Origin of the sequence: Oligoflexus sp., assembly GCF_035712445.1 — a bacterium.
GTDB lineage: Bacteria > Bdellovibrionota_B > Oligoflexia > Oligoflexales > Oligoflexaceae > Oligoflexus.
Window position 1 is genome coordinate 25863 of record NZ_DASTAT010000070.1, and the last position, 13213, is coordinate 39075.

Here is a 13213-nt window from a genome sequence, read left to right on the forward strand (position 1 = left end):
CAAATATGGAAAGTGAAGGAAGATAATTGTCAGAAGCGATCAATCAAAAGCTGATACGGAATTCACCCTCTTTCAGGCGGTCGGACAGCGGCACCCATATTTTGAGGATTTCCGTCCTTTGATCAATGATGGCATTGACCTCCTGTCCTTCTGCATCACCCAAAGGCAAGGCGAAACGATAACCCTGCGGGCAGGCGTTGGCACTGGCGCTGAAAGGTCCCATGCCTGCGCTGACAGCCCACTTCGGTCGGGTTTTATCCGTAATATTCTTGCAAAGGAAAGGTCGATTCAAAGTGCAGATCGTATCATTGAAACGGCCGAGGGCGCCGCTCGACATGCCTGTGACGCCTGCATGATTATTTTTGCCAGCGAGATTTTCATACTCCGCGCAGTCCTCGTCTTCGCCATTCGGTCCCGGCGCATTGTTGGGCTCACCGCCCAGCCAATACGTGGCCACACGATCCAGAGTCATGGAACCTGTGATATCCGCGCGGAAGATCGTCGGCGCGCTGCCATTGATGCTGATCGTCGCCTCCACCGTGCGATAGAAGAGTGTGGCCGGCGTCTCCGCGATCACCCAACTGAGCCCACTCATATTTTCCTGCATCACGGCCAGATCATACTTCTGCCCGGCGGCATCGACCTTTCGGAAGGATGCAGTCACGCTCGTCACCGTAATGGGCTTCTCGGGCGTCAGAGCACAGTCCATGCGATAGGTGGCCTCACCCTGCTTTTGATTATCGGGATATCGGCAGGTCAGGAACGCGCCGCCGATCGCAGTGGGTTCCAGGGCAATGCTGGATTCTTCCGCCATCTCGTCCTGGGCAGCGGAAGGCTGAGGCGCTTCTTCCACCACAGGCGTGGCATCACGGTTGTCGCTGACCACCGCCTGGGCTTCCGTCGCCTCGGGTGCGCGATGCATCGCGGGGTTGGCATTGCAGGCCCCAAGCCCAAGAGCCAGAGAGAGTGAAAGAAGTTTCTTACGCTGAAACATAATAAGCCCCACGTGCGAGTGTGTTCTGCTCAAGGTATCGGAACCTTCGTGGACTTATTTTAAAAAGGGACGGCGGGCCCATGAATTCAGCTGTTTAAAGCCCTTTTTTTAGAAGGATGAAAGCCCTTGCGGCGAACCGCTTTCAATGCAAGCCGGCATCCAGCATGTGATCATGATCACGACGTTTCAGGAGAAGGACTTCGATCGTGCGCCGCAGAACATCAATCTGTATGGGCTTGGTCAGGTGAAGATCGCAGCCGGCAGCGATGGATTTTTCCACCTCTTCCTTGAGCGCATGGGCCGTGAGCGCCACGATAGGCCGCCGATAGCCTGTCGACCGCAGGCGCCTCGTCGCTTCCAATCCATCCATGACCGGCATCATCATATCCATCAGGATGATATCGTAATCCGCCGACCGTGCAAGACGGATGGCTTCTTCCCCATTGCTTGCGACGTCGACTCGCGCGCCCAGTTTTTTCAAGAAGATCTTGATCAGGATCTGATTGTCATGCGAATCCTCGGCCAGCAGCACCGAATACTGCCCACCGGCAGGCATCGTCTGAGGACTGGCTTTCGCAATAATCCTCTGACTGTCCTGCAGGGATTCAATATAAGGGCCTGATGCCGGCCCGACCTTGATCGTCAAAGCAAAACAGCTGCCGACGCCAGGGATCGACCAGCTCAAAACCAAATCACCGCCGAGCGCCTCGGCCAGGCGCCGCGACAGATGAAGGCCAAGGCCGGTGCCGCCGAAGCGTCGGCTGATACTGGAATCGACCTGGGAAAAGGCTCGGAAGAGTTTATGCGCTTTGCTCGCGTCGATGCCGACGCCGCTGTCTTCCACTTCGAGCATCAGCTCCTCGTTCTGAAAGCTGAGGCTGATCCGAATGCGACCTTTCTCCGTGAATTTAATCGCGTTCGAAAGAAGGTTGAGGAGGATCTGCCTGAAGCGCAGGGGATCGGAATCTATATAGCCCGGCACAGGATTCTTGAATTCCACCTGAAGACTGATCCCTTTGCGCTGGGCCAGGACCTCCATGGATTTCACAGTCTCGCTGACGAGGTCGACCATGGCAAAGGCATGACGATCTATTTTGAATTCCCCCGATTCCACCGCGGAAAGATCCAGGATGTCGTCGATGATAGCCAGAAGATGGCCACCGCTGGCCTTGATGCTGGCGGCATAGGCGGTGCGATCGGCCTCGGGCAGGCCGCGTTCCAGAAGAAGGTCTGCGTAACCAAGAACGGAGCTCATCGGGGAACGGATCTCATGGCTCATGTTCGCCAAAAAGCGGCTTTTGGCCTTGTTCGCTTCTTCCGCGCTTTCCTTGGCCTTGGCCAGTTCCACCAGGGCGAGCTTGTATTCATGGATATTGGTGGCTGTTCCATACCATCGCTTGACCTCGCCATTTTCCTGAAAAACGGGAAGCGCGCGACTGAGATGCCAGCAGTAATGGCCATCCTTCATGCGCACGCGATGCTCGCAGGTATAAAGATGCTTGTTCTCGACCGCAGCACGCCAGGCCCTGACCGTCGCATCCAGGTCATCAGGATGAAGTCCGGGCTGCCAATTCCAGAGTCCTTCGCTGTCCTTCTGGAAACCTTCATACTCGAACGCACGCTCGTTGTAGTAATCCACCTGGCCGGCGGAATTCGATGTCCAGACCAGCTGCGGCATGGAGTTCGACAGATCGCGGAAACGGGCTTCGGATTCCAGGAGAGCATTCTGGAATTCCCGCAGCTCGGTGATATCCGTGCTGGTTCCGAACCACTGCACGATCTCATGCGCTTCGTTGCAAATGGGAATGGCGCGCGAGAGAAACCAACGCCAGGTGCCGTCGGCGCTTTTAAGCGGGAAGGTATCCTCCCATATCTGGCCGCTTTGCAGGCAGTCCTGGTATTTTTTCAAGACACGCTGCGCGTGATCAGGATGATGGACGTCCAACCAGCCATTGCCTTTCATCGCCTCCAAATTGGAGCCTGTGAACTGAAGCCAGCGATCGTTGTACCAGAAGACGTATCCCTGAGCATCAGCCATCCAGGCCAATTGCGGAATGGAGTTGGCAAGGGCCTTGAACTGCAGGACGGCTTCCTCCAACTTCGCCTGGGCTTCCTTCCTATCGTGGATATCAAAGATGGAACCCGCGTATCCCAAAAACACGCCATCGGCATCAAAGCGTCTATGACCGGCGTCGATCACCCAACGATAAGCCCCCGACGCGGTTCGAAGACGATATTCCATGTAAAAAGGCTTGCGCCGCGCAGTGGCTTCCAAATAACCCTGACGGACCGTCTCGCGATCGTCGTCATGCACGGCATCCAGCCAGCCAAACCCGAGCGCCTCACTCCTGGTTTGCCCCGTAAAGGAAAACCACTGCTGGCTCAGATACGTGCAGGATCCTCCCTCTTCCGTGATCCAGAGTATGGCAGGCGAAACATCCACGCAGCGCTGAAAATCAAGCTGCGCGAGTTTGCGATCGGTGATATCGCGCGTCACCCCAACAAAGCGGATGATCTCGCCTTTTTCATTGCGAATGGGGCTGCCTGTCGTCTCCAGCCAGATCTTCGTTCCTTCACCTTTAAGGAAGCGGTACTCGCACATGTAGTCCGCACCTGTCCGCCTGGATTCCTCAAAACCCTCCAGGACTGCCGCTCGATCCAGATCGTGGATGAAGCGATTCAATTCCGTGGTCCCGGTCGGACCAGGATTCGCAAGGCCCAGCATGTCCCAGAAGAGATCATTGCCGCGTGTTCTGCCGGTTTGCAGATCTTGCTCCCAAATGCCGAGCTGCGCGGCCTCGGTCGCCAGACGCAACTGCAAGGACGATTCGGTCAGAGCCGCTTCGGCCTGTTTCCAGGCTGTAATGTCCTTGATGCTGCGAAGGATATAACGCGGCTGCCCCGGGCGCGCCGTGGACAGAGTCGCTGACAGGAACACCCAGACGATGCTTCCATCTTTCCGAATAAAACGTTTCTGCAGAGTCGCCGAGGCAAGCTCGCCGCTCCAGAGTTTGCGGGTCAGCTCGTCATCCATCGCGCGATCGTCAGGATGAGTAAAGTCCCGAAGAGTCGAACCCATCACCTCTTCGCGCGAGCAACCCAGGACCTGGGCAAAACGGGAATTCACCCGTATCCAATGACCATCCTCGGTCGCATGGGCGATACCGACATTGGATCGTTCGAAGCTGTCTTTATAAAGCTGCTCACTGGCCTCAAGCTCAGCAAAGCGAACGCGTTCGCGCCTCAGCTCGTAGGCCAGAAAAATCACAGCACTCGTGACCAATCCCAACAAGGTAGTAAGGACGCCGCTTGTGCCCGGGGACAGAAAAGACATCCCCACGATAACAAACCCGAGCCCAAGCAGCGGCAGGAAAAGTCGAACAAACCTCTGCATACAACCCCGCGTGCATAGTTATAGGGCGGGAGTATAATGGACACGCAGCCTACTGTCACAGATTATCCGATATAGGCAGCAAAGGGCACATTGACCGGGGTTGGCATGGCTGCAGCGGCTCGCTCGTGGTCAAGTATCGCCAAAGCGGGTCGTCCCTGCGGCAGTTGATGACGTGAAGCCACCAGCACATTCCCACCATGCGCTAAGACCGCTTGCGCCAGATCATCGAGGATGTCGTCGTCCTCGTGATCCATATCCCGCGGATGCAGCGTAAGGCGGCCGGTCTCGGGATGCAACTTGCCGAAGATGTGCAGGCCATCGGCAATGATGAGCTTGCGGACCTGCCCTTGAATCGCGGCCTGAGCGATCTGATCCATGTTGCTGGTCGTGAGATTCATCTCGGCGGCGCAGCGATATTCGATGAAGGCTCGCTCCAGCTCCTGCCTCGCCTCTTTTTTCAGGGCACGCCGTATGTCCTGGCACATATCCGCGAGCTTCGTCTGATGAAAGGACGCGTAATGGGCCAGCCGCACCGCACGTCCCACGCGCAGACGTTTGAAAGCTGCAGCGCAGAGCGTGGATTCGCCGACTACATAGAGTTTCGGCCGAACCTCGCTGGGCACGCGGTTGAGCCATTCGTTGAGCCAGTCCATCACCTCCTGCATCAGCTCGCGATGCGGCCGGTGCGAGCCGGTCGCGCCCGGAGCCTCGTGGTCCATTCCATGCGGTCGCCGCCGGATTTCCAGCCGCCTGAGGGCATGCTGACTTCCCTGGTAAAGATGAAAGACGCCGGGCTCCAAACCGAGCAGAAGGAATTCCCGATCCATCTGCAGCCAGCGCAAGAGCGGCTTGATGTGAAAGGTGGTCGCCACCGAGCAAAGGAAGTCGACTTCGATCGGGATGCTGAGAATGCGGAAGGAATTTTCATTCCGAAAAATCCCTATGTGGCCTTTGACATCCTGCAAAACCCGGGCATCCGCCAGAAGTCCCAGGACCGGCTTCAGGAATTTCTCCAGAGCGTCCTCACTCTGAACCGGCTCAAGGCACTCCCGAGCATGATTCACAGCGCGCCGCAGCTGCGACTTCACATCATTGGGATCGCCGCGATTCACAAGGTAAATGCTAAGATGCAAACCTTCCTGGGACGAAAAAAGGGGTTCAAGAATGGACCGACGTTCCGTGATCATAAATCCTCCTTGGCATTACTGGGACAACGCCCATTCCGGCCTATGAAGATATCCTACGGAAAAGAATGCCCGCGGCTGAAATTCATAAAAAAGCATTTTTGCATCGCTTTAACTTATATCATGAAATCCTTGTGCAGCTGGATCGCGATCGGATTTTCTATTTTCCTGGCGGCGGTGACCAGGAACAGCTCTTCATGCACGCCCTGCAGAATGCCGATCTCGACCAGAGCCCCTTCTTTCACCTGTCTCGTCACCGTGTGAGCCGCCGCGGCCATCAGTCCCAGATCATGCATGGCGAGGAGTTTTTTCACCGACACGTCCTGGCTTTCCGTCACGATATCCCAGTCCACATGATGAATGTGGGCCCAGTGTTCCAGATCCTGCCGCAGTTTGCTGTCGTAGGTGGGAAGGATCACCGGCTGGCCCGATAGCGAGCGCGGAAAATCATTGCGCAGGTGAAGGAAGGCGGGGCTCGCATAGAACGCGACGTTCTTTTTGGTGATGCTGCGCGGACTGAGGCCCTTGGCATCGACACCCGCCGGCAGAAAGTTCGTCACCATGAGGTCGACGCGATGCGCGCTCAGCTCCCGCAGAAGTTCATCCGGTTTTCCTTCCGACAGAGTGATCTGACAAGGACCCAGCTGCACAGCCTGCTTCACGAGTTCAAGGATGATCTGTTTGGGAATGCTATCAATCGCCCCGATATGCAGCGACGTTTTCATGGGCTTCAGACGATCATGCAGGACTTCATACATTTCCGAGCCCATCTTGAAAATGTTCCGGGCGTAGTCGAGGGCGACCCGACCCTGCTCGGTCAGGATGAGTTTTTTGTGCTGGCGCTCGAAAAGTTGTATCCCCATAGTATCTTCAAAAAGTTTGAGCTGGGCGCTGAGGGTTGGCTGCCCAATCCTGAGTATTTCCGCGGCCTTGGAGACGGAGCCCTCTTCGGCTATGGTCTTGAAATAAAAGAGATGGTGGTAATTGATCCAAGGATTCATGGGGCGATCCTTCGCTTTTAGCATTGCTTTAAACACTGCAAGATAACATTTTTATTGATTTGAGAGATACAAAAATCATCCCGATAATGGTTCGGATGAGAACGGAGGACCTATGGTACTTTTCACATTCGCAGATTATTGGTGGTTTTATCTCGCTTTCACCTGTTTTGTCTTTTTGGTCCTGGCCTTGGACCTGGGCGTTTTCCATAAGACGGCGCATGAAGTTTCCTTCAAGGAATCGTCCATCTGGACCGCGATCTGGATCAGTCTCGCGCTTCTTTTCAATTTCGGATTCTATCAGTATGCGCTTTGGCGTTTTTCCACGGATCCCCAGTATTTTACGATACCGGGTTTCAATGCGCAGCAGCAGGCGGAGTCGGTCGCGCTCGAATTTCTCACAGGCTTTGTGGTCGAAAAATCCTTGGCCATAGACAACATCTTTGTCTTCGCCGTGGTCTTCGCCTACTTCGGCATCCCCAAAGTCTATCAGCACCGCGTGCTGTTTTGGGGTATTTTCGGTGCGCTGCTGTTCCGCGCGATCTTCATCGCGATGGGATCGGTGCTCATGCGCTATGAATGGGTCGTGATTTTCTTCGGTGCTCTTCTGATCCTGACTGGTATCAAAATGTATTTTGCCGGCACCGAGCAGACGGATCTGAATAAGAACATCGTGGTGCGCGGGCTGAAGAAAGTGTTTCGGATTCATCCCGTCATTGAAAGCGATAAGTTCTTCATTAAAAAGGACGGCCTGCGTTACGTGACGCCCTTGTTCCTGGCCCTGGTCTTCCTGGAACTGAGCGATATCATCTTCGCCATCGACTCGGTGCCCGCGATCTTCGCTCTGACCAAGGAGCCCCTGATCGTGTTCACCTCGAATATCTTCGCGATCCTGGGTCTGCGTTCGATGTACTTTATGCTGGCTGGTGTCATGGATCGCTTCGCTTACATCAAGTATGGTTTGGCTTCCGTCCTGGTTTTCGTGGGCCTCAAGATGGTCTGGTTGAATGAAGCTTTTGGCGGCAAATTCCCCATCAGCTGGTCGCTCATGATCATCTCCTTCTTGATCGGTTCCTCCATCGTGCTCTCGCTTGTGGTCGACGCAAGACGCCGTCGCAAGCTGGCCAACTCCTGATCCCTGGGGGCCTGTGCAGTCTGCACAGGCCTCATCTTTTTTCCAAGCCCCCTGCTCCGCCGCCCCATACTCCGCCGTCATCTTTTTCCAAACCAGCCCCAGAAAAACTCGACAAACCTCGACATTTAATGGCAATCTCCGCTCACTTAGGAGTCAATAAAGGAAACGTGATCATGCTGCGTCGCTTCAATTTAATTCTGGTATACATGGCCTGCGTTGTCAGTTGGACCGCAACACCTGCCTGGGCCCAGCTTTCCCGCATCAAAAAACCCAAGTTGATAGTGACCCTTGTCGTCGATCAGTTCCGCGCGGATCAAGTGGCGCGCTTTCAGAACCGCTTCCTGCCGCCGGTCGGTCCCCAGGGCGAACCCGGTGGCTTCCGTTATTTGACCGAGCGAGGCGCCTATTATCCGCTGGCTGAATTCGGACTCCTGCAGAATATGACCTGTCCCGGCCATGCCACTATCCTGAGCGGGGCCTATGCCTATCAGCATGGGATTTCCGGCAATATCTGGTACGATGCCAGTATTCAAAAACCGATGTACTGCGTCGAGGACTCCGGCTATCCCCAGGTGGGCGTCGCCGATCCCGGATCCCAGCGCGGCGTGTCGCCGAAAAATTTCCGCGGCACGACTCTGGGCGACGAGCTGAAAAATTCCGGCTATGGTTCCCGCGTCGTAACCTTAGCTCTGAAGGACAGAGCCGCCGTGCTCTTGGGCGGATCGCGCGCAGACCTTGCGCTTTGGTTTGATCGGGAATCGCAGAACTGGGTCTCAAGCCGCTACTATCTTCCAGAGGGCAAGCTGCCGACCTGGGTGCAGGATGTGAACGCGGCCTTTCATAAAAATCATAAGGCCACGCTCAGCTGGAACCGCCCCGAGGGTCAAGGCACAGGCACCTCATGGACCGACAACAGCTTCGTTGAAAAATCCAAGGCCACCGAAGCCATGGGCCGCGATTTTCCGCATCAGCTTTCCGGCCGCAACACCTATGCCAGCTATTTTCCCGAAAGCACGACCTGGACCGTGGACACGGCGATCGCTGCTCTGCAGGCTTTGAAACTCGGTCGCGGTCCCGATACCGATCTTTTGGGCGTCAGCTTCTCGACTCATGATAACCTTTCGCACAGCTTCGGCCCCAACAGTCGTCAGGTTGAAGAGCTGACCATCATCGAAGACAAAGAGATCGCGCGTTTCCTGAAAGCCATCAAGCAAACCGTGGGACTTGAAAATACCATCATCGTGCTGACCGGCGATCACGGCGGCATGCCCAATGCCGAGTGGCTTCATGCCCATAAGCTGGATGCCGGCCGCGTGGATGAAGACAAGCTGATGGAGGAAGGCGAAAACTTTCTGGCCAAGACCTTTGGATCCGTGAAAGGCGGGAACTGGATCGCCTACCAGGCGAATTTCAATTTCTATCTGAATCCCGAGGCTTTGAAGCAGTACAGCAAGCTGAACAAGGAGGACGTCGCAAACCGTCTGGCCCGTTTCTATCGCGAAGAAGGCAGCATCCGTAACGGAATTCTTCACGTCTTTTCCGCTGCTGATGTTCGCCTGAACACCCTGCCGCCCGGCATGTTTCAAAAACAGATTCAGAACACCTTCACAGCCGGTCGCAGTGGAGACGTGGTCATGATCCTGAAACCCAACTACGTGATGCCAGGCTCCACAGCCGAACATATGAGCGGCTATTCCTATGATCGCATGGTGCCGCTGGCCCTGGTCGGGCCACAGATCAAGGCCGGTGTGTATGGACAAAAAGCGGAGATTATAGATATCGCGCCGACTCTGGCGTTCTTTGCGGGCACCCTTCCCCCGACTGGGAGCGAAGGGCGCGTCTTGCATGAAATCCTGCGGAATGAAATCAAACCTTAAGGCAGCAGCGTGGCCTTGTAAGGCGCGATGTCGATCCCATTCAGCATCAGGCGCTCGCCGGTATGATCCTTCGGCTGGAAGGCTCGATAGGTGGGCGTTGCGGTGGAATCGGGCGCGCCTTCCGTCAGCTCGAATGATCCATCCTCATTCGCCACGATCTTGAAAAAATTCTCATCGCCCTTCAGCGAGGCATTGAAGGCCGCGCCTTCTTCCACGGAACGGCGGTTATAAGCGGCCAGCGGCACCCCATCACTGCGGAGCATCAGAGCCGTATAGGTCGTAGGCGCAGGGGTGGCGACGGCCGTTCTCTATTTTATCAGACTTGAGCCATGAAGGTCGTCCAAACATCATCCGGATGTTCGGCCAAGGCGTAAGGTTGAGCATTCAGGAGTTTTTCCCGCGCGACCTTTGAATCCCAAAGGGCAGCGATCGGCTTCATCCCCGCGGCGTGCGCGGCCTGCATATCAGTCAGGGAATCGCCGATGTAAAAGCTCTGCGATCCATCCTTCAGCCCCAAAAGCTGCAAAGCCTTGAAAAGTCCTTCCGGTGAAGGCTTGGGTTCGGCCAATTCATTGTCGGTGACGATCACGGAGAAAAAATCCAAAAGCCCCAGCGGCTGAAGCAGGATCTCAAGGTCCTGCCGATGGCGACCCGTGACGACAGCCATGGGAACGGAAGCCTTGCGCGCCTTTTCCAAAAGTGCAGTCACACCCGGATAAACCAGCGTTCCTGGAGCCAGACGCGTCTGCTGCTCTTTATAAAATTCATAGGCTTTTTGCGCGCGGGCGGCATCACCCAAAAGATTGAAGAGGATACGATCGGCAGAGACACCGAAGTAGCGGATGACATCAGGAGTGCTGCGGGGTTCGCCCAGACGATCCAGGGCATAGTGGAAGGATTCCAGGGCCTGGCCCAAGGAATCCGTCAGGGTACCGTCACAGTCAAAAATCAGGGCCTTGGCGTTCATGCTTCCCCCTTGGTGCGGCGTGCGTGCCGGACAGAAAGGGGGATATCATAAAGTCGTCTTAGCGGAAACTGAATTCCAGAATCAGGGGCAGGTGATCGCTCCCTTCACGCAGGGTTCCGTAAGCGGCCGCTCCTGATTTTACGCAGGTCGTGGTCTTATCCTTTTTGAAGACATCCACAGCGCGACCCGCGGTTTTTTCCGCCGCGATCACGGCGTCGGCAGCCGCCGCATCCGTGAAACAGCCATGATCCTTGAATTCAGGATTCACGAAAAAGGTTTCCAGGCGCTTGATCTCAAGGTCCTGGGACACGATGAAATAATCCAGCTGCTCAGTCTTGCTGCGGCCGCGCCCCCGGTAATCGAAACCGTAGGGAATGAAGGTCGTATACTCATGGAAGCCGCCGAATTCCGCTGCGTTATAGGTTCCCGCATCCATCTTCGCCAGGACTTCCGCCGGCAGGTTTTCGCGGGAAATGATGGGAAGACCGAATTTTCTGTCCAGAAGGCGCGCATTCGCAGTTCCCGCATGGCTCAGGATGCGCTGCAGAACTTTCGAACCGGGATAGATCGGCGAATCTATGGCGACGTTCAGATCACCGACGGCGATAAAGGAACTGCCGGCGTCCAAAGGCCGAATATCGGTCTGGCAGCTGCGCACGCGGCTTTTCGATTCCGGTTCGCATTGGCCAAGGAGGTACCATTCCAAAAATTCCAGCTGAGCCTTGTTCCGCTCAGGATTCGGATTCACGATCTTGCCTTCACGATCAAAACCAAAGGCCGGCACGGTGTGGAAGGTCACCATCGCCACATCGCGGCCGTCAATGACCACCCAGCTCACATTGAAGTTTTTGTCGAAGAGCGGATAGGTCTTATAGCGATCTCCGTCCAGGTTCGCAGCGCGGGCCATGGCCTGGATCTTCTCTTCGGTCAGCGTTTGGTCACGATAGTTGATGTTGGTGAAGCCCAGGTCAAAGCCGGTGATATCCATGTTCGGATCCCAGTCCGCCCACATAAGGCCGGCGTTGACAAAACGCTTTTGAATCGGCGTCGAACTGGCAAAGACGGTGGAATACTGACCCGGCGTCCAGCCGAAGTTCACCTTATCGATGAGGGCATCTTTCCGCGCGAATTCCGAATCGCTTTCATTCGGGCGATCGCTTAGGAAGTTTTCGCCATCGCGCTTCGCCATGGCTCCGGTATTCGCCGGACAGAAGGTCGTGTCCCACCGCGCGCCTTCCACGCGTTCCAGCATGAAATCATGATTCTGGGTGTTGGGAAGACGGCGACGCTCGGCCACGACCTGCGAAAAATCGCAGGTGGCAGCGGCCATCGCGCTTTCCATTTTATCGACATCATATTGGATTTCATTCAAAGAAATATATTCGGGTTTCAGCTCATTCAAAAGCTGAAGCGCGGACTTCACCTGCAGCGCTTTCCCGGGTGCGTTGCGATCCTGCGAAGCTATGCCGCTCCGCGATTTTTCATAGGCATCAATCTTGGTGCTGTCGATTTCCTTGATGTTCCAGTGCACGTAGCGGTGCACCGTCTGGCCTTTTTGGCTGTTCGTCTGACTGGATTGCGGGGAACAGGCCAGGAAAGGGGTGGAGGCCAGCAGCAAAAGGCCGGGAGACAGCAGCTTCTTCATCATTCGCTTCATCCTCAACAAAGGGAAAGGCACCAGGACCGGGTCGGCCCCGTCTTTTTGCAAGAGGTGTTCATTCCCATTTTTTTAATTTTTTCAGGTGGTTAAAGGGCAGAAGCCGGGGTAAAACCGCTGACAACTGTCACGTTCCTGACAGCGCAGCACTTTATGATTCCTCGCACAAAGAGTCTAGTCTTAAACGGTGGCGGCGTGGGATTCACAGGTCGTATGAACGAAGCTGGCCAAGGGATCGGGGCGTTCGTAGTCAGCCTCCTTGGGCCAAAGATCCAGACTGATACAGTAAAGAGCAGCCGCGACACTGGCAGCAGTCGGCAGGTCCTTACGGATGAGAGTCCGCATGCGCTCCATCGCAGCGACGATATCCTGAGCCGTCACGGCTGCAAACTCGTCCTGAACCTCGCTCTGGGCATTATGCAGGCGCACCTGCTTCAGTTCGGTCATCGAATGGTAACCGAGACAGGCGAGCGTTCGCCAGCCGAGAAAGCCCCAGTTCGCTGGGTCCAGCATCCTTGCGAGCATCGTCAGGCTGCGGAGGGCGGCTGGTGAAAAATAAGGCTGCTGGGCGCTCCAACTTTCCAAAAACTGCGCAAGGACAGAAACTTTGTCGAGCTTATGCGGAACTTGATAAAAATCCCAAATCAGTTTGGCGAAATCCTGATTGGAAAGGCGGCTGGTCCAGAGCACGTAATCATTTTTTTCGGTGCTGGTCGCCGCAAGGAGATTCTGAACGCCCAGAAGAAAACGTCCGACCAACAGGGCGTGTTTATCCGCGAACTCCGCTCGCGACAATCGCGACTGGGCCAGACTCTGAGCCTTGGTTTCCAGCTTGGCGACCTTTTCGAGTAAAGCCGAACGAAAGCGAATATGAAGATATTCGCTGCCATATAGTTCGAGGCCGTCCATCGCGTGATGCTCCCTCTTCTATGACGCTGCATTATTTTCACTTCTATATTATTTTTCTCACGGATGCAATTGACTCTGATGAGCCGTCAGAGCAGCAC

At 55.4% G+C, this 13213-nt stretch carries 10 protein-coding genes; 2 read left to right on the plus strand and 8 right to left on the minus strand.

The window, feature by feature from the left end:
* Positions 1 to 43: 43 nt before the first annotated feature.
* The 4 genes from VFO10_RS15535 to VFO10_RS15550 form a co-directional block, all read right to left on the minus strand.
* The gene (locus tag VFO10_RS15535; RefSeq protein ID WP_325141736.1) at positions 44 to 994 is read right to left on the minus strand and encodes a hypothetical protein; all 951 of its coding nucleotides are present in this window, start codon (positions 992 to 994) and stop codon (positions 44 to 46) included.
* Positions 995 to 1136: 142 nt separating this feature from the next.
* Positions 1137 to 4388, minus strand: coding sequence for a PAS domain S-box protein (locus VFO10_RS15540; RefSeq protein WP_325141738.1), 3252 nt, complete (start codon positions 4386 to 4388; stop codon positions 1137 to 1139).
* Between the two features lie 62 nt (positions 4389 to 4450).
* Positions 4451 to 5575, minus strand: coding sequence for a hypothetical protein (locus tag VFO10_RS15545; RefSeq protein WP_325141740.1), 1125 nt, complete (start codon positions 5573 to 5575; stop codon positions 4451 to 4453).
* A 113-nt stretch (positions 5576 to 5688) separates the two neighbouring features.
* On the minus strand, positions 5689 to 6573 hold the full coding sequence (locus VFO10_RS15550; RefSeq protein ID WP_325141742.1) for a LysR family transcriptional regulator: 885 nt from the start codon (positions 6571 to 6573) through the stop codon (positions 5689 to 5691).
* A 112-nt stretch (positions 6574 to 6685) separates the two neighbouring features.
* On the opposite strand from VFO10_RS15550, the gene VFO10_RS15555 reads away from it, so the two are divergent.
* Together VFO10_RS15555 and VFO10_RS15560 are read left to right on the plus strand one after the other, a co-directional pair.
* On the plus strand, positions 6686 to 7705 hold the full coding sequence (locus VFO10_RS15555; RefSeq protein ID WP_325141744.1) for a TerC family protein: 1020 nt from the start codon (positions 6686 to 6688) through the stop codon (positions 7703 to 7705).
* Between the two features lie 173 nt (positions 7706 to 7878).
* Entirely contained in the window at positions 7879 to 9582 is a 1704-nt protein-coding gene (locus VFO10_RS15560) for an alkaline phosphatase family protein (protein WP_325141746.1), read from the plus strand.
* Here the strand turns inward: VFO10_RS15560 and VFO10_RS15565 are convergent.
* The 4 genes from VFO10_RS15565 to VFO10_RS15580 form a co-directional block, all read right to left on the minus strand.
* Positions 9579 to 9845 (minus strand): hypothetical protein, encoded by a 267-nt coding sequence (locus VFO10_RS15565; RefSeq protein ID WP_325141748.1) that lies wholly within the window; start codon positions 9843 to 9845, stop codon positions 9579 to 9581. The two genes, VFO10_RS15560 and VFO10_RS15565, sit on opposite strands and share 4 nt — an antisense overlap.
* A gap of 53 nt (positions 9846 to 9898) precedes the next feature.
* A complete protein-coding gene (locus tag VFO10_RS15570) occupies positions 9899 to 10549 on the minus strand; it encodes an HAD family hydrolase (protein ID WP_325141750.1) in 651 nt (216 codons plus the stop codon).
* A gap of 58 nt (positions 10550 to 10607) precedes the next feature.
* Positions 10608 to 12197: a hypothetical protein gene (locus tag VFO10_RS15575; RefSeq protein WP_325141752.1), complete on the minus strand. Its 1590-nt coding sequence runs from the start codon at positions 12195 to 12197 to the stop codon at positions 10608 to 10610.
* Between the two features lie 189 nt (positions 12198 to 12386).
* Positions 12387 to 13115 (minus strand): hypothetical protein, encoded by a 729-nt coding sequence (locus VFO10_RS15580; RefSeq protein ID WP_325141754.1) that lies wholly within the window; start codon positions 13113 to 13115, stop codon positions 12387 to 12389.
* Positions 13116 to 13213: the final 98 nt, after the last annotated feature.

Excerpts from the sequence above, each read along its gene's own strand:
- VFO10_RS15575 (WP_325141752.1), bottom strand. The coding sequence starts at position 12,197 with ATGATGAAGAAGCTGCTGTCTCCCGGCCTTTTGCTGCTGGCCTCCACC.
- VFO10_RS15565 (WP_325141748.1), bottom strand. The coding sequence starts at position 9,845 with ATGCTCCGCAGTGATGGGGTGCCGCTGGCCGCTTATAACCGCCGTTCC.
- VFO10_RS15545 (WP_325141740.1), bottom strand. The coding sequence starts at position 5,575 with ATGATCACGGAACGTCGGTCCATTCTTGAACCCCTTTTTTCGTCCCAG.
- VFO10_RS15540 (WP_325141738.1), bottom strand. The coding sequence starts at position 4,388 with ATGCAGAGGTTTGTTCGACTTTTCCTGCCGCTGCTTGGGCTCGGGTTT.
- VFO10_RS15580 (WP_325141754.1), bottom strand. The coding sequence starts at position 13,115 with ATGGACGGCCTCGAACTATATGGCAGCGAATATCTTCATATTCGCTTT.
- VFO10_RS15570 (WP_325141750.1), bottom strand. The coding sequence starts at position 10,549 with ATGAACGCCAAGGCCCTGATTTTTGACTGTGACGGTACCCTGACGGAT.
- VFO10_RS15535 (WP_325141736.1), bottom strand. The coding sequence starts at position 994 with ATGTTTCAGCGTAAGAAACTTCTTTCACTCTCTCTGGCTCTTGGGCTT.
- VFO10_RS15550 (WP_325141742.1), bottom strand. The coding sequence starts at position 6,573 with ATGAATCCTTGGATCAATTACCACCATCTCTTTTATTTCAAGACCATA.
- VFO10_RS15555 (WP_325141744.1), top strand. The coding sequence starts at position 6,686 with ATGGTACTTTTCACATTCGCAGATTATTGGTGGTTTTATCTCGCTTTC.
- VFO10_RS15560 (WP_325141746.1), top strand. The coding sequence starts at position 7,879 with ATGCTGCGTCGCTTCAATTTAATTCTGGTATACATGGCCTGCGTTGTC.